Raw genomic sequence first — 21,010 nt, 5'->3', positions numbered from 1 at the left:
CCTCATCATACTCCCCGTGCCGACGCCCTTTTTTCATGTGTGTGAGTGCCCTGCAGGGGCATGCGTGTCTCCTTTACTGAAAGCGCTGGCCAAGGCATAGACGACGCCAGCCAGGTTTTCCCCCTGCCACGCACCACATTACCGAGTTGGTGTCTCAAACTACCGACCTGAAAACGGCCATTGATGCCTGGGTTTCCGAACTGAAGACCAGCGGTTCCGTCGATGACATCTCAGCCGACCTCACGGTGTCCTACAATCGCCTGCATTCCACCCTGGGCCAATCGGCCGATATTGTCATCCACCGCTTGTTGTTGGGAAAGGCCTTGCAGTGGCGCGGATTCATCGCCTATGTCACCGGCATGGTCAATCCAACCGTGTTGGATGGCGATTTAGTTCATTCGCTGCAATACTATTGGAGTTCGCAAGCCTTAGCCGGACAGCCTCCCGAAGCGCTGATGACCGCCTTTCAATCCGCTTTTGTGGGAGTGGGAAAAATCACCCAAGAGACCACCTGGAGCAAGGCCATTGCCGGGATGATGCAAGGCAACACGCTCTTTTTCCTTGACGGCGTGGCCAGCTGCTTGCTGCTCGACACGGCCAAAATCCCGTCTCGCTCGGTGTCGACGGTGAAATCCGAGCCGAGTGTCAAAGGCCCGCAGGAAGCCTTTATCGAAGTGTTAGGCACGCAAATGGCCCTATTGCGAAGCCGCCTGCCCACGGAGAAGCTCCGATTTCACGCCCAAACGCTGTCCCAGGGGGCGGAGTCTCGCATCGCTCTCGCCAATCTAGAGGGTGTTACCAACCCCAGCATCGTTCACGCGGTCGCCGAGCGACTGAAGGGCATTGAAGTCGATTCGATTCAATCCGCTCAAGAGGTGGCCGAGTTTCTTGCCGATCGCCACTGGACGATATTTCCCCAGGTACGCGAGACCGACCGCGTCGACATGGTGGCGCGGAGCCTAAATCAAGGCAAGGTGGCGGTTCTTGTAGCCAATGACCCGTTCGTGCTGATTTTGCCCAACACCTTGATGGACTACTATCAGACCTCCCAGGACTATGCCATGCCCTGTTGGGACAGTTCTCTCGTACGCCTGGTGCGCTTTGTGGGCTTGATTATCGGTCTCTACCTCATGCCCCTCTATATTGCGTTGACGTCCATCAATCCCGATTTGCTGCCAATTAAGCTTATCTTGACGCTTGCCGGATCGCGTGAAAACATCCCCATCCCCCCATCGGGGAAGTCATCGTGATGTGGGCGATTATTGAGATTTTGCGGGAAGCCGCTCAGCGCTTGCCCGTGCAAATCGGCACCACCATCGGCACCGTCGGCGGTGTGGTGGTGGGAACAGCCATCGTCAAGGCCGGCATTGTCAGCGATATCATGATTGTGGCGGTCACCCTGACGGCGCTCGGGCTCTTTAGCAGCCCCTCCATGGAAATGGCGGCTACCTGGCGTTGGCTCTTTTGGCTCTTTATCGTCGTCGCAGAGATTTGGGGTGTTTACGGGCTGGTCTTAGCGACGGTCGCCGTCATCGTTCACCTAACCGCCTTGGAGAACTATGGTGTTCCCTATCTCTCCCCGTTTACGCCCATCCGTCTTCGCGATCTCCTGGACTCCTGGATCCGCGCGCCATTCCCCACGCTGCGCCGCCGGCCGGCGGATGTCCGGCCGCTGACTTTATCCCAGCGCCAGGCCTCGACCAAGTCCACTGTCAAGGTTGACCTTTTTGAGGCTCAAAAGGACTATCACCCATGATGCGACGGCTGTGGTTCGGCCTCTTGTGCGTTGTGTTGATATTTGGACTCTCTGGATGCGGCAGCAGCGTGCCGGTCGACGAGCGTGCACTGGTCCTGATACTGGGTTTTGCGCCTGGCCAGGGCAACACCATTCGCATGTTGTTTCAAATCCCCACGTCAACCGAACTCACCAGCGTCACAAGCGGCACCAATTCCAGCGGAAAGCAATTCTACACGGTAGAAGCCACCGGCGCCACACCGGGACGGGCCTTCGCCAAAGCGCAGACCATGGTTGGGCAAGATCTCTATCTGGGCCAAGTGCAGCTCATCGCTTTCTCGAGCAAACTGTCCGCCGCGCAAATGGCTCAAGTTCAGGACTGGCTCAACCGGCTCGGCACCATGGACAATTCCGCCTATGTTGCGGCCACGTCCTCGGTCGACCGACTGTTCGAACGCCAACCCGCCGCACAAATTCCGCCGGCCGTCTACATTTATGATACGTTTTCTTGCCCTCGTTGTTCTGCGGTGGACTTTCAACAGCGTCAGTGGACCCTGGAGACGCAACTGGCTAATGACCTCGCTCCCGACCATTCCATGTGGATGCCGTGGATTGAAGCGAACCAAAGCGGATTTCGAATTGCTAACGTCGTCGTCTACCGCCACTTCCAACCGGCCATTGTCCTGACGCGCGCGCAAACCGTCGACCTCGGCTATCTGATGGGACGCACCAAAAAGGGCGATTTGATGATCACCTGGCGAAACCATACGATCGGCATTCGGTCGATTGTGGCTTCATCGCATTATCGGATTCGCTGGCAGTCTGGCCGCATGCATATTTTCCTCACAATGCACTTCGTGGGCACCTTGGAAGAGGCCGTGGACATGCAGCTCCATGCGGATACCGTCAAATCCGTGGAGCATCTCGCCGCCCAGAAGCTCGGCGCCCAAGTGCTCAGCACGTTGGTGCTGCTGCAACAGCACGGCACCAATCCCGTGGACTATGGGGAGCGCTATGCCTGGTGGCATCCCGAAACTGTGAGCCGCCAGGTTATGCGACAGGCGTATGCCCATGCCGACATTACCGTATCGACCCGTGTGCAAATAACCAATACCGGAGCTGTTACCTAAGCAGTGTCTGCCATGGAGGTGTCGAATTGGCGAATTCCCGTTCCCCGACTACACCGCATATTAGTCCCCTAGAATTTGGCGTGCTCGTGCTGGGCTCCTTTATTGGCCTGGGCATCTTTCAGTTCCCGCGAGAACTGGTCATGGATGCCGGGCCAGATGCGCTCTACGGCTACCTCTTGGAATGCGCGGGCGCCTATTTGGCCCTCTGGCTTCTCTTGATGGTGGCCCGATTGCATCAAGGGGCATCGGAACCGCAAGTGCTGCGCCGATACCTTGGTATTTTCGCTTGGCCCATCGAGATGATCGCAGTTCTTGGCCATGTCGCCCTGGCCATCGCCGTCATCGCCAACTTCGGCTTTGTACTGCGTACGTTTTTTCTCATGTCGATGCCGTTTTGGGTTGCGGAGACACCGCTCTTGGGGACGGCATTGTTCGCAGTATGGTACGGTATGGCGCCCATGGCCAGGCTAATGGAGCTGGTGATCTTGCCCACCATGGGGCTCTCCATTCTTATTGGCATCATGCTGTTCCCACAAGGCCAGTACGCCTTCTCCATGATCCCCTCAACCGAGATTATGATTCCACGGATATTGTCGGGCGCCTATCACCAGGCCTATATATTCGTCGGCATTGAGGCGGCCCCGCTCATGTATCCCTACCTCCGACCGCAAAACCGAAAGGAAGGCGAGCGGGCAGCCCATCTCCTCTTTCTAGGCGCCTTCGTAGCCTTTTTATGGGGCTTCTTCCTCATCATTTCGGCCACAGGACCCGACTTTCTCATTACACTGCAGTGGCCGGGAATTTCCGCATTACGACTTGTCAGCATCTCCGGACTCATTGTGAATAAAATCGGGCTGTTGGTGGTGGTGCTCTGGGGTCTTTTCGTGCTCGCCTTCATCGCCATTAGACTTTGGGCCGTGGTCCACTATAGCATGGCGGCAATCCAAAGAACCGGGATGACCACGTACCGCATCGTGGCCTGCGCAGCGATGTTGCTAATCGGTCTCTTGGCCCAGCGCATCACCAACATTGCCCAGCTGACCCACATCTTTCAGAGCTATTTGCTGCCCTTTTACATCGGGTATCTGTTTCTTATCCCCCTCATCATGCTGGCAGGCTATGCGGTTACCCACCGAAAGCGCCGCACCGCATCGGTGAATACTTAATTGGGGCGCTGGTGCCATCGCTGCGCTGAGCGAGCGCCTCATTGGCGAAAGGCCCGCCGGAGAAATTTGCCGGTCGCCGTCTTGGGTATCGAGTCCACCCAGTGAATAGCTCGGGGGATTTTGTAGGCCGCCAGCCGTTCGCGAAGAAACGCCTCAAGCTCTTTGGGCTCCAGATTCGCCCCGGCGGAACTCCTCACCACGAAGGCGGTCACCGCTTCCCCGCGATAGGGGTCCGGGAGACCCACCACCACCGCTTCCAGCACGCCAGGGTGCTGATACAAGGCATCCTCCACATCGCGCGGCCACACCTTGTTCCCCGCCGAAATGATGACATCTTTTTTTCGGTCGACGATATAAATCCAACCATCAGCGCTCATGCGCGCCACATCACCGGTGAGAAACCAGCCGTCGATAAAGCTGGCTCGGTTGGCGTCCGGCCTCTGCCAATACGCCTCGATGATGGAGGGCCCTTTCAAAGCCAGTTCGCCCAAACTCCCGGCGGGCACCTCTTGACGGGGATCATCCATATCGCGGATGCTGGCCTCGACACCGGAGCCGGTTCGGCCGATGGAGAGCGCGCCCGATTCCGGGTCAACCGGGGCACGCTCGCCCCAGGGAACCATAATGAGACCGTTGTTGCTCTCCGTTAAACCGTAGACATTATGGATATAAATGCCGGTGCGCGCATGAAACGCGGTTAAGGTGGCTTCCGCGACCGGGGCCCCGCCGCTGTACGCCCGCGTGAGGCTGGAGAGGTCGTAGGCATCGAGGTCCTCTAGTGCCAACATCCCGAGATATGTGGTAATCGCCCCCACCGTAAATTCGGCTCGACGCCGTTGAATGGCCTCGGCCGCCACCCGCGGGTCAAACCGATACAGGAGCACCAGAGGTGCAGCCAGCCCCACCGCGGCGGCCAGGCCCGCCACCGACCCGGTGATGTGAAACAGCGGCGCAAACGCCACGTTGACGGTATCCCCCGACAGCAAAGCCAGGCTCTCGTAAATGAACACGTTGTGCAGCATCTGGCCATGGGTATTAACCGCCCCCTTGGGCACGCCGGTTGTCCCCGATGTGTAGGTTAGAAGCGCCATGTCGCCCTCGTTAGTGGGGACCCACTGTTCGGGATTCAACGGCGGCTGGTCCAACAAATTCTGATAACTGACCATGGGCGGGCTTGCCGCCCCATGGGGTGGCAGCCACAACGGAGCCATTCCAGAAAAGTCTTGGCGGTCGTCGACGAGAACGATGGCGTCGAGCGCCGACAGCTCCTGGTCGAGCCCTTCCACCCGGTCCGCGAGGGAGGTCAGCGCGACCAGCACCGACGCCCCGGCATCCATTAACTGCGCCCCTATTTCGCCCCGTGTCAGCATCACGTTGACCGGCACCACCGCCGCGCCCAAAGCCCATACTGCGAAGTGCACCACCACCGAGGCCGGCATATTTTGCAGCATCACCGCTACCCGATCACGGGGCTTGACCCCGAGCGTCTTTAGGCCCTGGGCCACCCGCATGACCGTGTCCAGCAGCTCGCCATAGGTCATCACGGTATCGAAATAGTAAAGGGCTGGACGGTCCTGCCCCTTGGCTTCTGCCTGAATCAAGGCTTCACTCAATGTCTTCACCCGCGACATGTCTCTACCTCCCACCGGCCACTCGTTTAACTCCGTTGATTAAATACAAGCCCACCATCACGCTGACGCCACCGGCCACGAGTCCCGTCGTCAGCGGTTCACCCATCCACCACACTGAGAGAACGGTGGCCAAAACCGGCACCAAGAAGCTCCAGGCGGCAACGCGCGAGGCCTCGCCGGCCTGCACCAGCCCGGACCAAATAATCCAGGCCAGCGCCGTCCCCAGCAATCCCACGCACAACAAATCGGCCACAAAGACACCCGACCAATGAACCGTCCCCCAATGCTCGGTCACGCTGCCAAGCCCCAGCAACAGCACCCCGCCTACGGCGAATTGAATACCCACGTCGTGCACCGGGCGGGGGTGACGGCGGAATTTCTTATACACCACGGTACCCAACCCCCAGGAAAACCCGGCCGCTAAGCCTGCCGCGACAGCCAGGCCCCCCACCTCTCGGACATCCAGCTGACCCGCACTAATGAAGGCCACGCCCAAAAAGCCGAGGATGATGCCCACAAGCTTTACCGGCGTGAGCCATTCCTTCAGCCACAGGCGGGCCAGCACGGCTGTCACCACCGGTTGGATATAGACCAGAATGGAGATGAGCCCGGCCGGTTCGTACTGAAGGGCAATATTCTGCAGCCCGTAAAAGAAGAAGACGTTCAGAAGAGCCAAAATGAGGTTGACTCCCACGGACTCGCGGTCGAGTCCCCGAATCGCCCAGGGAAGCAGGACTATGCCCCCAATCATCACGCGAAGTCCCGCGAACAAGACCGGAGGGCACGACGCCAACGCAATTTTTGACAGAGGCCAGACCACGCCCCAGACGACGATAAGAAACCCGTACCGCAGGGTTGATCGAGCGTTTGGCGATCGGAGGCCTCCCAAGAAGGCGGGACGGGAAAGAACATTCCCGTCCCGATGTTGGGTATTGGCCATTACTGGGAAACAACTCCCACCGAATCGGCCGGTTCGTGGTGCACAACCTCGAGTGACTTGCGGGTCGCGGCCACGCCGAACGGGAGCAGAATGGCGCAGATGATGGCGGTCAACGCCATGTACATAAACGCCATCAAGAAACCGGTGTGGCCAAAGGCCGCATAAATGGCCAACGTGAAGATGGGTGCCAGCGCCCCTCCCACGTGGCCAATGCCGTCGGTTAAGGACACGCCCGTCGCGCGCGCCTGCGTAGGAAAGCTCTCAGCGGTCAAGGCGTACAGCAGCGGGAAGAAGAACACCAGCGCCACCGAGAGAATGAACCCGGCAATGACGATGGTGGCCCCACTGGGGAAGAGGCCAAATGCCGCGAGACTTAACGCATAGACGACGATCCCGACCAGAATCGAATACTTGCGCTCAAACCGGTCGCCAAACCAGGCCGACAAAATGGCGCCGATGGGGTACCCGATTCCGGTTACCAGAAGGAACAGTGTACTACTGGCCAGCGAATAGCCCTTGTCAACCAGCAGTGTCGGGGCCATTCCTAGCCAGGCATAGTCGCTGAGATACATAAACACCCAGACAAAGAACAAGAGCAACCAGCGTCCCAGATAGGGCGGCCGGAAGAGGGCGCTTGTGGGAAACTTCTGCTCGTGCGTCTCATCCGCCAGTAGCACCGGTGCGGGAAGACTCTTGCCGAGCTTTTTCTCAGCCCGCGCCTCGCCATTTTGGATGACCGCTTCAGCTTCCGCCAGCCGATCGTGGGCAATCAGCCAACGGGGGGACTCGGGGATGCGGAACGCCCAGATGAGGGTCAGTCCCGCCAAAGCCCCCACAAAAAACATGCCGCGCCAGCCCCAGCTGAAGTGAGTTAGCAAACCCAGGGCAACGAACGGGACAACGGCCAGCCCCGTAAATGACCAGATGTTGGCCATGCCCGTATACCGACCCCGGACGGGCGCCGGCGCCATTTCACCAATGTAAGTGGAGATGGCGGCAATCTCCGCGCCGATGCCCATGCCCGTGACAAATCGCCACACAATCAGCCAACCGTAACTAAACGAAAAGGTGGTCGCCAAAGAACCCACAGTAAAGAGGATGGTTGCGGAAATAATCGCGGTGCGGCGCCCCTTCAGATCTGCCAACGTGCTATTGAGGTAAGAACCCAAGATGTATCCCAGCAAGCTGGCCGTCACAGGAATGGCTGATGCCGCTGAGGAAAGGTGGAAGTAACCCGCAATTTTCGGTAGTGCAAAAGAGACGTTGGTAATATCGTAGAAGGCCACCAAAAACCCCATCCCGATCACCCATAGCACTGTGCTGCCGAAGGGCCAGATGGGGATTCGATCGAGGCGGGAAATCAGTTCCGCTCCGGAACCGGAGCCCGCTCCTTTTTTCATATTTATCTCTCCTTTCTGAGAAACAACGTACCATCAGCCCGGTATTCTCGCAAGATGTAACAATTGTTATTTTCCGACAATATTTCAGGGAATGTAGTTCTCTTGATTGGGCCATACGACCTTCCCATCCCCTATCACCTTTCCCTCAGTCTGCGAATGGTGAGAATCGCGAGGCGCATCGTTGGTTGAGGCCACGGGTGTACGAAAGGCCTATTCCCCGTGGAGAGGATTAAACGAGTCCCGTCGCGAAGATTACGAGTTGTGAGACTAGCTTCTCGCGCTTGACAGAGCTATGCCTCCAAATTTTCTTTGCGTGATGGCCGGAATCACGGAGGAACCAAGTCTCGGCTTCAGCATTTCACACGATGGATGTGCAGTCCACGGGCATTGAAATTTGAAACGCGCAGGAACGGGGCAATATTCGGTGCAAATCTTTCGATTCGGCGAGGAGAGCGGCAAGCGAATTCGTCATTTCGATTCGAATTTCGTCATGTCGCGGATTGTGATGACGGAGAAACCGGCTCACATAGGGTCAATGCATCTGGCATCAAACGGAGTGATTGGCTTTCATAAAGCCGCCTCGCCACAACTCCTCCTGATTGTTTCAGGGCAGGGATGGGTGCGATGCGGCTCATCCGGCGCCGTTCCTGTCGCCGTAGGCGACGCGGTATTTTGGGAAGCCGGTGAATGGCACGAAACGACGACGGATAGCGGCCTTAGTGCCATTGTCATCGAATCGGAGGCGTTAAATCCCAAACGCTTTATGCCGAGTCGCGAGTAGGTAGCCGTGAACCAACCGTACGTTGGCACAGGCATAAGCCCAAAACGGTTCTTGACTCGCTTCCTCAGGGGGGGAGGCAAGGAAAGATTTAATCGACAGGAGATGCGGTGCACGCATGCCACAATATCGACCTAGGAAAGCGGTGATTCTATGATTCGCCCATATCGGTGGCGTCTATTGGAGTATCAACATCAAGAGCAAAGTCCCGCCTATTCCCTCTATCACTGGGCGAACGAACCGGATTTGCGGCGCCGCTTGCGGGAAGCCACCCGACTCGAGGAGGAGCTCCGCCAAATTCCAACCCAATGGGGACAAATCTTACGGTTGATGGATTGGGTGCATCACCTGTCCCATCATCAGGGCTGGAACGAAGCCCCCGATTTAAGCGGTCTCGGCCTATTGCGTGGGGCGCAGGAAGGCTCAGTAACCTTTCGGTGCGTGGAGTTCGCCCACATGCTCCAACAAGTGTTGGCGGCCTTTGCATTTCCCGCCCGGGTGATCGGATTGCGCCGCCCTGGTGCGGACGAGGGGCTCGGGAAGGCCCATGTAGTGGTGGATGTATGGAGCACCGAGCACGGTAAATGGGTGGTGCTCGATCCCCAGCTAAACCTCTTTTATGCGGCGCGGGATGGCGCGGTGCTCTCGGCCTTGGAAATACACGACCGGGTCCGGAGCCGCGCTTTTCATGATCTCCGCATGAGCCGCGACGCCGATATTCGGCAGGACTACACCCCCATGGAATCCCATGACACGGTGGATTATGAGACCATGGAGGTGCCGGACGGATTCGATCGAGATGAGGTCTGGCGGTCCCTGCCTGATCATGGAGACGTGGACAGCTTCATACGGTTCTGGGAAGAGTACTATGATCAATTCGTGTTCCGACGCTCGTACAGCCTCAACCGACCGAAGTCGGTCACGGGGAATGATTCCTGTCGGGAGCTTTATTTCTATGACGTCGATGTCCTGCCGCCCATTGTTTTTCAACGGATGGCCCAAGCGGTGACATTTACCACCGATCGCTCGAAAATTGCGGTGCCGATAAACGGCGTCGAGTTGCAATGGGCGCCGGCCGTATCCGCCGATGGGGCTTCCGAGATCGCCCGTGGTATTGAACTCAGCTTGCGGCATTCCATGCCATGGTTTGACCATTACGAGGTAGCGCTGAACGCCCATCGCTGGACGACGGAAGAGGCAGTGATTCACGTTAGTCTGCAGCCCGGAGAAAATACGATTTCCGTACAGCCCATCAACGACTATGGGCGTCCAGGCGAACAGGCGGTCGTCCGACTTTGGATCAATTAAATGCGCATGAAAGGTGGGCCGGGAAACGATGATCTTCGAAACGCAGGATGTATACGTAGACTTTGCACAGTCGGCCGACATTGACGGTCTCGTCCGGGTGTACAACTCGCACCCCGCGTTCATCCATCGCCATCTTAGTCGCAACATCGTGACACGCGACTGGATGGCCGAGGAAACGAAAACGACGAGGAACGCTGGCTTTTGGCCATGCAAGGTTGTGGGAAAAGCATCAGGCCAGATCATCGGGCTCATTGACGTCAAGCTCGGCACGGAAACCTATCTGTCGTTGCTGATGGTCCACCAGAGCTATGCACATCAGGGATTCGGCCAACAAGTCTATCAAGGGCTGGAAGCCTTCGTACGGTCGCACGACAGCCGCACCATCCGCATTGACGTCGTGACGGGGTATGATGACCGGGTGCTGGACTTCTGGGTACGGAACGGGTTTCACGTCATTTCGGACACGACGCTCGAGTGGGACAAAAGGACCCTTGCCGCCGTCACGATGACGAAGACGCTGGGCATTTGACCTCGCGGCCAGCGCTTCGCCTCCAGAAGCCATGGCAAGGTTATGGCTAATCGGAGTAACCAAAGGGAATCTGGATATAGGGTTCGTACCGCCCCGGCGTCAGTCCACGAAAGATTTGCAGGCCGGTTGCTGTGAACGGACCACGGAAGGAGAGCGTGTCGGCCTCTCGATACATGGCCTGAAGCTCGGCATCCGTCATTCCCCAGGACGATTGTCCAAGGATCAAATGGGGCACATACCACTCGCCTTCGAAATATTGCTGCATGGTGTCCGCCGGTGGCGGCACGCACGCCAGAATCTGCTCATGCAGTACCGGCAAAGCAGGCGACTTCACACTTAAATACACCACCGTGGCGCCAAACATGTGGGGGCCCCGGATTTCCACGTCAAAGGAGTGCCAGGTCCGACAAACCCGGCGGACCGCCTTGACCCACCCGAGGTCTTCACTGAGTCCGCCTTGGGCCTTGACAGTAATATGAGGCTCGGTAAGGACATGCCGAGCGGAACGCCACCGCCCGCGAAAATCCCGGATGCGATCCCGGTCGGCCTTGGGAGGCGCGATCCCGATAAAGTATTGCACCACGTTTACCATCCCCCTACGTCGGCTCGCCGGTTCCGAAATGGGTGCCACGACCACGCTCCCGCCCCACACCCGGAGTTGCACTTTCATGAGGCATTCCCGGTTTGACTGGGGTCTCACCAAACCGTGTCAGGGTGGCGCCCCTCAAAGGATCAAGAGAGGAAAATAATCGCGCATCCGATTACGGAATTGCGGCGCCGAGTGAAAGAGTTCGGCCTTCAACCCGAACTCCCGAGCTTGCTCCACATTGTATGGGCTGTCATCCCACAATAACAGTTCGCCCTTCGAACAACCGAGCCCGCTGACGATGGCCGAAAGATAGGATTCAGAGGGCTTGATGTGGCCGACCCGGCAGGACGCGAACACCTGCTCAACGTGGGCGGCGAGTCCCATCTCTGAAAGCAAATAGCCGGTCCGATGGGCTTCTTGATTGGTTGCCAGATGAACACCCACGTTTTCTCGACGGAGCGCATCCAGCATGGTCAGAAGCTCACTGTTCACTCCCTGTTCGACGCGAAACCAAATTGCCATAAACGCCTCGACCCCCTGACGCCATCCCCACTGGGGAAGATATGGGGTCAGCACTTGGGGAAGATCGGCTCGGCCCACCAGGCACTCTTGAAATGGCCCCTTAAAAAATGGGGCCGTCATGGCATCGCTAATGCCGTGTTCGGAAAGCCAGTCGCGAAAGGATGGGCGGGCTGGGACAATCACCCCATCCACATCCATCAAGACATGCTGGATCCGTCTCCACCCACCTTTTAATCCCCCAAAGGACGGTTTGCCTGCAAATGGGTATCCTATCGAAACCACCGGCGCTGGCATCGCGGGGCGGGATACAACGCGCCCGTCAAATGCTCCACAAAAGCCGGGGACCGTAATCAGGCCATGTGTCGGCTCAGACCTCATCCCAGCCGAACTCCCCGAACCAGCGCTCTCGCTCCCCGAAAAGTGCGATCGCTTCACGCACATAGGGAACCACGTTGCGGGGTAGATCATGCACATCACACCAACGGAGCTCATCACATTTCGCGGGCTCACAATTTGCCACCAGCCCCTCCCGCCGGGAGCAGCCGAAGAAAAAGTCCACGCGCTCCGAGTCCGACTTCCGATATAGAACCCCGATGGGCTCCAGATCTTCGTCCCGCATACGAATGCCAATCTCTTCTTCCGCCTCCCGATGCATGGCCGTCCGAATGCCTTCGTTCGATTCCACGTGGCCTGCCGGAACGCTGTAATCCCCATCGTGATATCCCGTATTGTAGCGGCGCAGCAGCAGCACCTGGGAGTCCCGCCGCAAGAGCAGGTGCACCGCAACGACCGCCCGCACGCGATATCCTGCCCTCGTTTCAGCCATTCTTCCATCCTTTCTTGGCAAGAACTTCCGGGAGCGTGTCGCTGCGCGAAAACCCTCGTGCAATGGTCCGCTAGGGTACGGCATCTTGTCCCTTCGCCCCGGCATCTTGGAACCGTAATCACACTGCGTTTATCATAGAGCGCGTTCTGCATAAACGCGCCAGCCTCCGGATCCAGCGAGCGTTCAGCCGCCCAGGGGAACATCTCATCGGACCATCGCCCCACCCATCACGTGAACCCCAGAGCTCACAAGCATTCAGGCCCTGGGCGGAAGCGCTGAAAACCGATAAGCCTCAACTCATCAAGTCTCTTCCGATATCCGTTTTGTCAACTCAGCCTGCCAATTCCCCGAAAACGGCCACCCATGGCCCGCGAGAACCAGTCGCGGAGGCGAACTGATGCTGGCCAACAAGGCACCAGCCACGGCTCGGCCCTTCTCCTCCACCTGGCGCACGCCGGGAAATTGCTCTGGACAGACGGCCAGCGTTCCGCCGAGAGTTCCCGCCAACAGATCGCCGACAAAGAGGACGTCTGACCTCTCGAGACTCATTTCATCCATGTAGGGTCGATCGTCGGGCACCGTGACGACGATGCGCCGCGCCACCAATCCTCCGGGGAGGTGTGTGCCGTCTTCATACCACACGGGTTTTTCCACCCGACCAACTTGGAGCCGGCCCCGATCGGCGTGAACGGGGGCATAAAGGGGACATGAAAACAAATCGCTCAAATATCGGCTTCCGCGGGTATGGTCATGGGTCGTCAGGATAATCGCGCGCACGGCACCAACGCTCGCCAACACGCGCGGAAGGTCAGGAATGACCGGCGGATCCACTAGAACCAAGCCGTCATCCGCCTTCATCACGTGACCCACCATCATTAACTCTTCTTCGGGATCGGGGGTCGTCCATCGCCCAATGGCATCGGTAATCCACGTAATCATGAATCCATTCCTTCAAAGACAGCGTTCCCCAGGTAGAAGCCATATTCCGCGACTTCGCGAAAACCCATACGCCGGCAAATGGGCGCCGAGGTGTCTTCCACAGCCTGTACCAGTGCGGCCTTCGCGCCCGCCTGGCGTGCGAGACGCAATCGCGCCGCAACGAGCGTCTTATAAATGCCGCGGCCCCGCCAGCCTTCGGATACCGCCGACCCGCCCAACAGCACCACATCGGGGGTGACATAGGCGAGCCGCGAAAAGCCAATCACTTCATCCGATCCCTTCGGCTGCACAATGAACAAATCGCCACGCGATCCCAAAGCCACAACGTTTAGGGCATCCGTGCTGATACCCATACCGTAGGCTTTGGCCAATCCATCAGCATAGTCCGGCACCTCTTCGGGCTGAATTTGGCGGATGACTACCTCGTCGTTTTCCGGGATCGGCACGGTCAAATCCTCCAGCACCATGCCCAGCACCCGCTCCGCCAGAAGAAAAGCGCGCTCCTCCAGTCGCTGGGGCAAATCCCTGGGCTCGGCCAAGGGTCCAACGAACCAGCCAAAGGGCGCACCCGCATAGGCGGAAAAGACCGCCTCAAGAACGCTCTCGAAGTCAGCGTCGGGAATCTTGGCTATCCCCATCATGTTGGCGTAGGGATTGGGCACCCGATCGGATTTAAAGGCGGTCACCTCCGGAATATGGAGTTGGTATACGAGCCCTGGCACCTCGATGTGAAGGCCGACCGGCAGGTCTTCTAATATCTCCATTAGCTTTACATCGTTCACATCCGTCCTCCTGACAATTCATTAATCATGTAAGCAAAATCTCTCCCCAGTGTATTGTCCTGGACTCCCCGCATCAATTTTGTGACACCATTTCCGCGTGCCTAACTTCGCACGTGTCTCCCCTCTTTTTGGGGCAGACGATATGTTTCCGGAAGCCGCAGGGCGAGAAAGAGTGCCCCTGCGAGCACCAGGCCGCTCACAATCCCGAGACTCCATCGGATTCCGACAGCGGCCATCAGCAGCCCGATCCCCAGGCCGCCTACGGCATAGCCCCCATCCCGCCAGAGGCGGTACACACCCAAAATGGCGCCCCGGTCCTGGGGTGCGGCCACATCCGCGACCGCCGCATTCAGCACCGGGTACACCAAGGCCATGCCGAGCCCCATGACACCGGCGGCGATACTCCACCCGGTGGTTCCCACCACCGCCACCATCCCGGCCAACCCACCGCCCAGGAGCACCAGCCCCACCACAATGAGCGGCTTCCGGCCGGTGTGATCGGAGAGCAGCCCGGTGCCAAACTGCGCGAATCCCCAGACGCCGCCATAAATCCCGGCGATGACGCTAATGGCAGCTACGGCCTCGTGCTGACGCGCCAAATATAATGGCAAGACGCCCCAGGCGGCGGTGTCGGCCAGTTTGTTGAGGAGTCCCCCGGCTGTCAAGGTCCCGAGAGCCGGATGCCGCCAAGTCGCGTCGTGAAAGATAGCGGAGAACGACGTCCGATTTGCGGGGTTGGCTGGACCCGACCCGGGCCGCGTCCGGGTTTCACGAATGACCAAGAGGCTCATGGCGAGACCGATCGCAACCACCCCACCCGTAAACACAAACGGCCGCGTCTCGAGATGACCCCCAGCCCCTAACACCCCGGCGGCAACGGTCGCTCCCGCCACCCCGAGATATCCCATGGCTTCGTTAATGCCCATGGCCAGACCGCGCAGTCCAGGCTCCACGACATCCAGTTGCGCCGTAACCGTCATCGTCCACGCCAACCCTTGATTCGCACCGAGGAACACGTTGGCCGCAACCACCGCCCACCACTGATGGACGGTCATTAACAATATAACCAGAGGAATGCCCGCCACCCACCCCAGACGGAGGATGGGCAAGCGCCCCACGCGGTCGGACCAGCGTCCGGCGCTTAGATTCAACAACGCCTTGGTGAGCCCAAATGAGGCAATGAACGTCAAAGCCACCGCTGACCCGATATGATAAATGTCGCGCCCCAATAGGGGCACGATGGTGCGCTCAACACCGAGAGTCGCACCAACCAGCAGCACATTGGCCGCAAGCCACCAGAATTGCCCTCGCTGGATGCGTCGATTCACGGCGTCGGTCCGGTCCGGCCTGGCCATATCTAACCCCCCTCTTCGCGGTTGGCGGCCACGATGTCGGCAAAATGATCGGGCTTGGGAGGCAGCGTCTCAAGAATGAATTGCACAAAGTCCGCTTGCGTCCGGGGCCTGAGCGCCGGATTGAACCGCCGTTCAAATCCGATGGTGGAAACGACCTTTCCACTCAAATCGCGCCCTCACGTCGAACCTGCATACGCCCCGGGATACACCTCGACATAATCTGGGAGAGTCATCAACTTGGCAAGAATCTGATAGAGATCGGCAGCACTCTCGGTCGGCGCCAAATCGGGCCGCCCGGCATCGCCAATCATGAGCGCATGCCCCGTCAACACAAACCACGGCTCTGGGCCCCGGCGCCGATCCGTCACCACTAGACTGATGTGGTCGGGGGTGTGGCCGGGCGTGTGCCAAATGGCGACGTCGACGTTTCCCAGATCTAAATGGTCACCGTCGTGCACGCGAAGCACTGGCTCCCGTGCCGGTGCGGTCGCATACCGCACATAGGCCGCCCCGGTGGCGTCCGCCAATGCCCGGGCGACGCTTAGATGGTCGGCATGGGTGTGGGTATCAATCACGTATCGCAGCTGCAAGCCAGTGTCTCGCAAAGTGTTCAGATATGGCCGGAGATCAGGGAGTGGATCCACCACTGCCGCGATGGCCCGGCCCCCTCACCCGAACAGATATGACGCGGCGACCACGGGATCCGCGTGGAGAAATTGCCGAAAAATCATAGGGAACCTCCTCCATACGTCCGTGAACCCAGGTGTTAAGCGATCGGCTGTGGGCCTCCCCAATTCCAGACAGTCACTTCACTGCGGCGGGCGGCCACGCCGTGCTGCTGTAGTATCCGCACGGCATCGCGGGCATAGAGGCAGTAGCGCCCGCGGCAATAGGCGACGATGGGACGATCGTCATGCCAGGCGGCAAAGTGGTCCGCCACATCGGGCAGAGGCACCGAGATGGCGCCTGGCAAGTGGCCTTCAGCATATTCCGCCGGCGGCCGGACATCGATGAGATAGACCGTCCCCGCCGCGATGAGGTCTTTCAATTCCTCATGACCCACAGGCTCCAAGGCGTCATGCTGCGTCAAATACAAGCGGTGCAACTCGCGGACGTCCGCGAGTACATCCTCACTCACGGCTTGAATTTGGTGCACGAGGTCGGCAACCGCATCACGGGCCAACTGATAAATCACATAGGTGCCCTGCTTCTCAAACGTCACCAGATGGGCCTCAAAAAGGATTTGCAAATGCCGCGAAACCGCAGCACTGCTTGCCGCCAACTCGTTCGCCAGCGTCTCTACATTCTTCGGTCCCTGAGACAGCAGGTCCAATATTTCTAGTCGCCGCGCGTGGCCAAGTGCCTTGCCAATGCGGGCAAATTGCCCGTACACCGCGTCCTTCCAGCGTCGATGATCGTCCGTCATTAACCGCGCTCCCTTATTCAACTATTTCGTTGAATACGAGATTATTCCATCGGCAAACTGGTGTCAAGCCGATGACAGGTACCGAGAAGAATCTACATGGAGCATGCGTTCCTGAGGCTCTCGCCTCGGCCAGCATTAAAGCGGTGGTTTTGGGATGGTCAGCCACGCCCTTTAGTCGCAGCCAATGTCATCCGACCCGACGAGAGTTCCCGATGGGGTCCCGTTGCCCGGCCGCAGTGGGGATCCGAAAGTCCACAAGGCATCGGATCCGAATTCAGCGCAAGTTTTTATCGTCACTGGAAATCCTAGTCGCGGTGTCCAAATACCTGGCCCAATCCCACATTCTGACTCGGAGGTGTCACAACATGCCCCTCGTCCCTTACGATCCGTTCACTGTCACTAGACGTGCTTCGGACTGGTTCCCGTCGTTCCCCCGACTGTTCGAAGACGACTGGTTTGACAATCACCTCGCCAACATGCCACGCGTTCGTTGCGATGTTCGCGAAACCCCCAACGAGGTCATTGTCACGGCCGAGATTCCCGGGTTAGAGAAGAAGGACGATGTGAACATTACCGTTCACGATAATCACCTGCATCTGAGCGGCAAAATTGAACAGATGGACGACCGAGAAGACGAGCACGTACACCGGATGGAACGATACTATGGGCAATTTGCCCGCACGGTGCCATTACCCACACCGGTAGATGACACCCGTGCGAAAGCATCGTACAGGAATGGCATTCTGGAGGTCAGGCTTCCGAAGAGCCAGAAAAACCAAGGTCGCCACATTGACGTGGATTTTCACTAAAGCTGACGTACCGTGTCGGGCTGACTGAAAAAATACCTTGCGCGAGTGCGCGGGTGTCTTCCGTCAGCCCCATTCCCATCCACGAAAGACTGCCACCAGGACGTTGTCCGTCCAGATGCCGCCACGGAAGAATTGGGACCCTACCACGAACTCATCTCTGAAACTTCTCATCCCCTGCGGTCCGTCCACAATGAGGTGCGGCTGCAACTACGGTACTTCTGGGGCTATCGCAACGGATAGACCAACTCGATATCGGTTCTCTCGCCTAAGGCGTGCCGGTACCAATAATTATGGTCGGCTCCGTGAATGCAGAGGATGCGTTTGCCCCGATGTTCGGCAATGGCTCTAGCCACACGGGCTACCATGATATTGTGCCGAGCGTTCCATTGGATGTTTTGGACCTCGGGGTTAACTTGCTGCAGCCATGCATACATCGCTTGAGTCACAATGTCGTAGGCGGGAGAGTTGAATGGGATGCGCCCCCGGTTCCAGGTCTCCATTTGCTTATGGTTCCATTGAGCCAGATCCTTCTCGAGACGTTGTTGGATGTCGGCGCCGAACCGATCAAAGGGGCCTTCGTCAAAGACATCTTCCTCGAACCAATTCACCGGGATAAATTCCACCCCGTGGCGTTCGCAAAACGGGAAAATAAGCCTAGGATACTCCGCTTGGATTTCATTCAAAATGCCGTAAGGGTCGCCAGTTTCGAGGTATAGACGCCAGCTTTTCGGATGCACTTCCCCGCAGACGACATCCGGTGCGAATTCTTGCATCAATTCCTCCATCAGCGACAGCGGATAATGATATTGCGCCTGCATTTGAGGATCGTGTGTTACTCCCAGAATTCCGACTACCGTCAAAGAGTCATCTCCAATGCGCCTCATCGCCTAAACCGGTCCGTTCTGTTGGAACTCGGAATCGAGAACTCCCATGATTACATCGTCCCACCAGTGCTCATCCATCCAGAGCGATTCGCGTTCACGACCCTCGACCACGAACCCGCAGCTCTCATAGCTCCGAATAGCCCGGAGATTATAGGCCGCCACCCGCAAGGCCATCCGATGTAGGTGAAGGTCGTCAAACGCATGCTGCAGAATGCGTCGAACCGCCTCGCGGCCATATCCCTGCGACCAAAATCGGCGGTCATAGATGCCCATGCGCAGACGAGCATTGCGGTGATCGGGATCGATAGCGAAAATGGTGATCTGGCCAATATACCGACCCTTCGGCTGGGACACAGCCAACCCATCGGGCCAGATTTTGGCCGCGAGCACCCATGACCGGCTCACCTCGCTGTTTTGGGACGTCAAGGCCGTCAAACGCTGGCGAACCTCCTCGGGTGAAAACGTTTTGGGAGTGCCATCTCCCCCATACATCCGATTCTCTTCGGCGTCGCGAGGGATCTCGACGCGGCTCGGGATATCGGCTTCAACCGGCTGCCGCAACCAAAGCCTTGCGGTCTCAAATTCCCCAACAGGATACACCCACCCACCCCTTCGTTTGTTCCGGCTCTCACCCTTGTTTAGACTCTATTGATTCACGGCGTCCCCGGTGACCGTCGACCAACTAAGGCATTTTTCCCGCCCGGGCCGTTTCCCCGGGGACTTCATGAACCGATTCCTGTCGGCGGCTCTCCCTGTCCTCGTCATTGGGGACCGTAGGGAATGGTGACCAGATCATGGGTTTCAGGAAGGCCCAGGATATCGGGCGGGGCTACCAATCCCGTAAAACCCTTGAGCGGCACGACGTCCGACGGATTGGTGATGGTGTGTCCGGTTTGCAAGTTAATGGCCATATAGGTGCCGGCAGCGGTATTGCCCAGCACCACCTGATTCCCGGTGAAGTTTAACACGTCGAAAACGGCGCTGGGTCCCACACCGAAATAGACGGGCCGATTATCATACGATACGCCGACAAACTGGCCCACTGGATATTGTTCATAGAAGTCTAGGATGAACGGCTTCCCGTCGAGCGTTCCACGGAATCCTTCCACCGCATGATAGGTGGTCGTGGAGAAGGTTGTGCTAGGGCTGGTCGAGGATCGATAGCCGTTGGGGATGGCCGGTGCGATGCGGCTCCCTTGCATCAGTACCACGTTCTGACCGGCAAACGGCGGCGTATTGGTGCGGGTCCACGGCTTTCCGTTCCGCGGATAGGGCGTCATGGACATGGCCATGTTAATGCCACTAATGGCTGAATGGAAGTCCGACACGCGATAGTTGGTCGTACCCCATCGCCAGGCGATATCGGTATGGTTGCCATCCCCTGCTACCGTCACGGTGAGATAGCCTTGCGTCTCCGGCAAGAGGTGGGTGTGGAGATAGGTTACAATGCGCGACGCCTCCCCGACAACCGATGCCCGCGGCACAGCACCGCTGGCCTCCAAGGTCCACTCGCCTTCCATCCATTCCACGACTGTCTGTCCCTCACTGGTCCAGCTTTTGCCTTCAATCCCGTTCCCGAGATTGACGGCCTGGAGGCCTGATGGCACAGGCGGTGTCCAATTCACCTCTCCCGTCAATGCGCTGGCGGCGAGCGGAGCGGTCTCAAAAGAGACCCCGCCATAACCTCCGATGTCGTTGGCCGGGCTCACATTCGAGCCTTGGTTTAGATTGGGGTTATTAATCCCAAGCGGTGTCGTGGTGAGCTCTATCTGCACCGTATAAGCCGAGGCGGACACAAACACTCGGCTTCCCAAATAGAGCGTGGAGCTTCCCACGGGAATGTCTTTCGGAGCCTCCAAGCTTATCAGCGTCCGAGGCGCGATATAGGCCATGTCTTGCTGCACGGCGGGGATGAAGGGTGGAGCCGAGGCCGATGGACTCGGACTCGAACTGCCTGGCACCTCCCCCGCTGTCGATATGCCACTCGCGGCCGCGGTCGAAGACGGGGCGCCGTTGGACTTCAAGGTCGAATCGGATGGCGCCGTGGTTTTGGGGTGGGTGGCAGGGCTGCTCGGGCCGGCCGCTGGATGCGTCCCCAGGCCGCATCCAGCCATGAGCAGGCTCCCTGCCATACTGGCGGTCAGTGCCACCACCATTTTCCTTGTCATCGAAATCCTCCTCTAGATGGTAGGTAAAGAGGGGCCTCGGGGCTTGGCTGTGGTAGCGAGTGCCCCTTGAGCGCCCTCCTCCCCATAGAACCG

The 21,010-nt window shown here is 58.4% G+C and carries 21 protein-coding genes and 1 pseudogene; 7 read left to right on the top strand and 15 right to left on the bottom strand.

Annotation, left to right across the window (positions count from 1 at the left end):
- The first annotated feature begins 149 nt into the window (after positions 1 to 149).
- From HIJ39_RS15375 to HIJ39_RS15360, 3 genes and pseudogenes are all read left to right on the top strand, one after another.
- Positions 150 to 1,756: pseudogene (locus tag HIJ39_RS15375) on the top strand (spore germination protein).
- Complete coding sequence (locus HIJ39_RS15365; RefSeq protein ID WP_169101241.1) at positions 1,753 to 2,865, top strand: Ger(x)C family spore germination protein; 1,113 nt, start codon at positions 1,753 to 1,755, stop codon at positions 2,863 to 2,865. The pseudogene HIJ39_RS15375 and the gene HIJ39_RS15365 overlap by 4 nt, the downstream one beginning before the upstream one ends.
- A gap of 26 nt (positions 2,866 to 2,891) precedes the next feature.
- Entirely contained in the window at positions 2,892 to 4,031 is a 1,140-nt protein-coding gene (locus HIJ39_RS15360) for a GerAB/ArcD/ProY family transporter (RefSeq protein ID WP_169101239.1), read from the top strand.
- Positions 4,032 to 4,069: 38 nt separating this feature from the next.
- Here HIJ39_RS15360 and HIJ39_RS15355 read toward each other — a convergent pair whose 3' ends face one another.
- From HIJ39_RS15355 to HIJ39_RS15345, 3 genes are read right to left on the bottom strand one after another with little or no spacing between them, the layout of a single operon-like run.
- The gene (locus tag HIJ39_RS15355) at positions 4,070 to 5,662 is read right to left on the bottom strand and encodes a class I adenylate-forming enzyme family protein (protein WP_169101237.1); all 1,593 of its coding nucleotides are present in this window, start codon (positions 5,660 to 5,662) and stop codon (positions 4,070 to 4,072) included.
- Between the two features lie 4 nt (positions 5,663 to 5,666).
- Entirely contained in the window at positions 5,667 to 6,602 is a 936-nt protein-coding gene (locus HIJ39_RS15350; protein WP_169101235.1) for a DMT family transporter, read from the bottom strand.
- Positions 6,602 to 8,002, bottom strand: coding sequence for an MFS transporter (locus tag HIJ39_RS15345; RefSeq protein ID WP_169101233.1), 1,401 nt, complete (start codon positions 8,000 to 8,002; stop codon positions 6,602 to 6,604). Before HIJ39_RS15345 ends, HIJ39_RS15350 begins: the two co-directional genes overlap by 1 nt.
- Positions 8,003 to 8,426: 424 nt before the next feature.
- Here HIJ39_RS15345 and HIJ39_RS15340 point away from each other — a divergent pair, with 424 nt between their 5' ends.
- From HIJ39_RS15340 to HIJ39_RS15330, 3 genes are all read left to right on the top strand, one after another.
- Positions 8,427 to 8,783, top strand: coding sequence for a cupin domain-containing protein (locus tag HIJ39_RS15340; RefSeq protein WP_169101231.1), 357 nt, complete (start codon positions 8,427 to 8,429; stop codon positions 8,781 to 8,783).
- 150 nt (positions 8,784 to 8,933) lie between these two features.
- Complete coding sequence (locus HIJ39_RS15335) at positions 8,934 to 10,088, top strand: transglutaminase domain-containing protein (RefSeq protein ID WP_169101229.1); 1,155 nt, start codon at positions 8,934 to 8,936, stop codon at positions 10,086 to 10,088.
- Between the two features lie 28 nt (positions 10,089 to 10,116).
- Positions 10,117 to 10,617 (top strand): GNAT family N-acetyltransferase, encoded by a 501-nt coding sequence (locus HIJ39_RS15330; RefSeq protein WP_169101227.1) that lies wholly within the window; start codon positions 10,117 to 10,119, stop codon positions 10,615 to 10,617.
- Between the two features lie 46 nt (positions 10,618 to 10,663).
- On the opposite strand, the gene HIJ39_RS15325 is transcribed toward HIJ39_RS15330, so the two are convergent.
- The 9 genes from HIJ39_RS15325 to HIJ39_RS15290 form a co-directional block, all read right to left on the bottom strand.
- Positions 10,664 to 11,287 (bottom strand): 2'-5' RNA ligase family protein, encoded by a 624-nt coding sequence (locus tag HIJ39_RS15325; protein ID WP_169101226.1) that lies wholly within the window; start codon positions 11,285 to 11,287, stop codon positions 10,664 to 10,666.
- 54 nt (positions 11,288 to 11,341) lie between these two features.
- A complete protein-coding gene (locus HIJ39_RS15320) occupies positions 11,342 to 12,106 on the bottom strand; it encodes an HAD family hydrolase (RefSeq protein ID WP_169101224.1) in 765 nt (254 codons plus the stop codon).
- A complete protein-coding gene (locus HIJ39_RS15315; RefSeq protein WP_169101222.1) occupies positions 12,096 to 12,554 on the bottom strand; it encodes an NUDIX hydrolase in 459 nt (152 codons plus the stop codon). Before HIJ39_RS15315 ends, HIJ39_RS15320 begins: the two co-directional genes overlap by 11 nt.
- A 300-nt stretch (positions 12,555 to 12,854) precedes the next feature.
- Positions 12,855 to 13,493, bottom strand: a complete 639-nt coding sequence (locus tag HIJ39_RS15310; RefSeq protein WP_169101220.1) for an MBL fold metallo-hydrolase — start codon at positions 13,491 to 13,493, stop codon at positions 12,855 to 12,857.
- A complete protein-coding gene (locus HIJ39_RS24940) occupies positions 13,490 to 14,275 on the bottom strand; it encodes a GNAT family N-acetyltransferase (protein WP_169101218.1) in 786 nt (261 codons plus the stop codon). Before HIJ39_RS24940 ends, HIJ39_RS15310 begins: the two co-directional genes overlap by 4 nt.
- Before the next feature lie 101 nt (positions 14,276 to 14,376).
- Positions 14,377 to 15,630 carry an MFS transporter gene (locus tag HIJ39_RS15300; protein WP_169101215.1) on the bottom strand — a complete coding sequence of 418 codons (1,254 nt, stop codon included), beginning with the start codon at positions 15,628 to 15,630 and terminating at the stop codon, positions 14,377 to 14,379.
- 2 nt (positions 15,631 to 15,632) lie between these two features.
- Entirely contained in the window at positions 15,633 to 15,797 is a 165-nt protein-coding gene (locus HIJ39_RS23750; protein WP_207711711.1) for a hypothetical protein, read from the bottom strand.
- Between the two features lie 9 nt (positions 15,798 to 15,806).
- On the bottom strand, positions 15,807 to 16,274 hold the full coding sequence (locus HIJ39_RS23745) for an MBL fold metallo-hydrolase (protein ID WP_338055200.1): 468 nt from the start codon (positions 16,272 to 16,274) through the stop codon (positions 15,807 to 15,809).
- Between the two features lie 122 nt (positions 16,275 to 16,396).
- Entirely contained in the window at positions 16,397 to 17,056 is a 660-nt protein-coding gene (locus tag HIJ39_RS15290) for an ArsR/SmtB family transcription factor (RefSeq protein WP_169101214.1), read from the bottom strand.
- Between the two features lie 365 nt (positions 17,057 to 17,421).
- Between HIJ39_RS15290 and HIJ39_RS15285 the strand changes: the two genes are divergently transcribed.
- Positions 17,422 to 17,865 (top strand): Hsp20/alpha crystallin family protein, encoded by a 444-nt coding sequence (locus HIJ39_RS15285; RefSeq protein WP_169101213.1) that lies wholly within the window; start codon positions 17,422 to 17,424, stop codon positions 17,863 to 17,865.
- A gap of 224 nt (positions 17,866 to 18,089) precedes the next feature.
- Here HIJ39_RS15285 and HIJ39_RS23740 read toward each other — a convergent pair whose 3' ends face one another.
- The 3 genes from HIJ39_RS23740 to HIJ39_RS23735 all read right to left on the bottom strand — a co-directional run bounded on the left by HIJ39_RS23740 (position 18,090) and on the right by HIJ39_RS23735 (position 20,917).
- Complete coding sequence (locus HIJ39_RS23740; RefSeq protein ID WP_207711709.1) at positions 18,090 to 18,725, bottom strand: hypothetical protein; 636 nt, start codon at positions 18,723 to 18,725, stop codon at positions 18,090 to 18,092.
- Between the two features lie 27 nt (positions 18,726 to 18,752).
- Positions 18,753 to 19,349, bottom strand: coding sequence for a GNAT family N-acetyltransferase (locus HIJ39_RS15275; protein WP_169101212.1), 597 nt, complete (start codon positions 19,347 to 19,349; stop codon positions 18,753 to 18,755).
- 161 nt (positions 19,350 to 19,510) lie between these two features.
- A complete protein-coding gene (locus HIJ39_RS23735) occupies positions 19,511 to 20,917 on the bottom strand; it encodes a hypothetical protein (protein WP_207711712.1) in 1,407 nt (468 codons plus the stop codon).
- Between the last annotated feature and the right edge of the window lie 93 nt (positions 20,918 to 21,010).

This window comes from Sulfobacillus harzensis (assembly GCF_012933365.1).
GTDB classification, from domain to species: Bacteria; Bacillota; Sulfobacillia; order Sulfobacillales; family Sulfobacillaceae; genus Sulfobacillus_B; species Sulfobacillus_B harzensis.
This window is presented reverse-complemented; position numbering and strand designations above follow the sequence as displayed.

Excerpts from the sequence above, each read along its gene's own strand:
- HIJ39_RS15365 (WP_169101241.1), top strand. The coding sequence starts at position 1,753 with ATGATGCGACGGCTGTGGTTCGGCCTCTTGTGCGTTGTGTTGATATTT.
- HIJ39_RS15355 (WP_169101237.1), bottom strand. The coding sequence starts at position 5,662 with ATGTCGCGGGTGAAGACATTGAGTGAAGCCTTGATTCAGGCAGAAGCC.
- HIJ39_RS15350 (WP_169101235.1), bottom strand. The coding sequence starts at position 6,602 with ATGGCCAATACCCAACATCGGGACGGGAATGTTCTTTCCCGTCCCGCC.
- HIJ39_RS15345 (WP_169101233.1), bottom strand. The coding sequence starts at position 8,002 with ATGAAAAAAGGAGCGGGCTCCGGTTCCGGAGCGGAACTGATTTCCCGC.
- HIJ39_RS15335 (WP_169101229.1), top strand. The coding sequence starts at position 8,934 with ATGATTCGCCCATATCGGTGGCGTCTATTGGAGTATCAACATCAAGAG.
- HIJ39_RS15330 (WP_169101227.1), top strand. The coding sequence starts at position 10,117 with ATGATCTTCGAAACGCAGGATGTATACGTAGACTTTGCACAGTCGGCC.
- HIJ39_RS15325 (WP_169101226.1), bottom strand. The coding sequence starts at position 11,287 with ATGAAAGTGCAACTCCGGGTGTGGGGCGGGAGCGTGGTCGTGGCACCC.
- HIJ39_RS15320 (WP_169101224.1), bottom strand. The coding sequence starts at position 12,106 with ATGAGGTCTGAGCCGACACATGGCCTGATTACGGTCCCCGGCTTTTGT.
- HIJ39_RS15315 (WP_169101222.1), bottom strand. The coding sequence starts at position 12,554 with ATGGCTGAAACGAGGGCAGGATATCGCGTGCGGGCGGTCGTTGCGGTG.
- HIJ39_RS15310 (WP_169101220.1), bottom strand. The coding sequence starts at position 13,493 with ATGATTACGTGGATTACCGATGCCATTGGGCGATGGACGACCCCCGAT.
- HIJ39_RS15300 (WP_169101215.1), bottom strand. The coding sequence starts at position 15,630 with ATGGCCAGGCCGGACCGGACCGACGCCGTGAATCGACGCATCCAGCGA.
- HIJ39_RS15290 (WP_169101214.1), bottom strand. The coding sequence starts at position 17,056 with ATGACGGACGATCATCGACGCTGGAAGGACGCGGTGTACGGGCAATTT.
- HIJ39_RS15285 (WP_169101213.1), top strand. The coding sequence starts at position 17,422 with ATGCCCCTCGTCCCTTACGATCCGTTCACTGTCACTAGACGTGCTTCG.
- HIJ39_RS23735 (WP_207711712.1), bottom strand. The coding sequence starts at position 20,917 with ATGACAAGGAAAATGGTGGTGGCACTGACCGCCAGTATGGCAGGGAGC.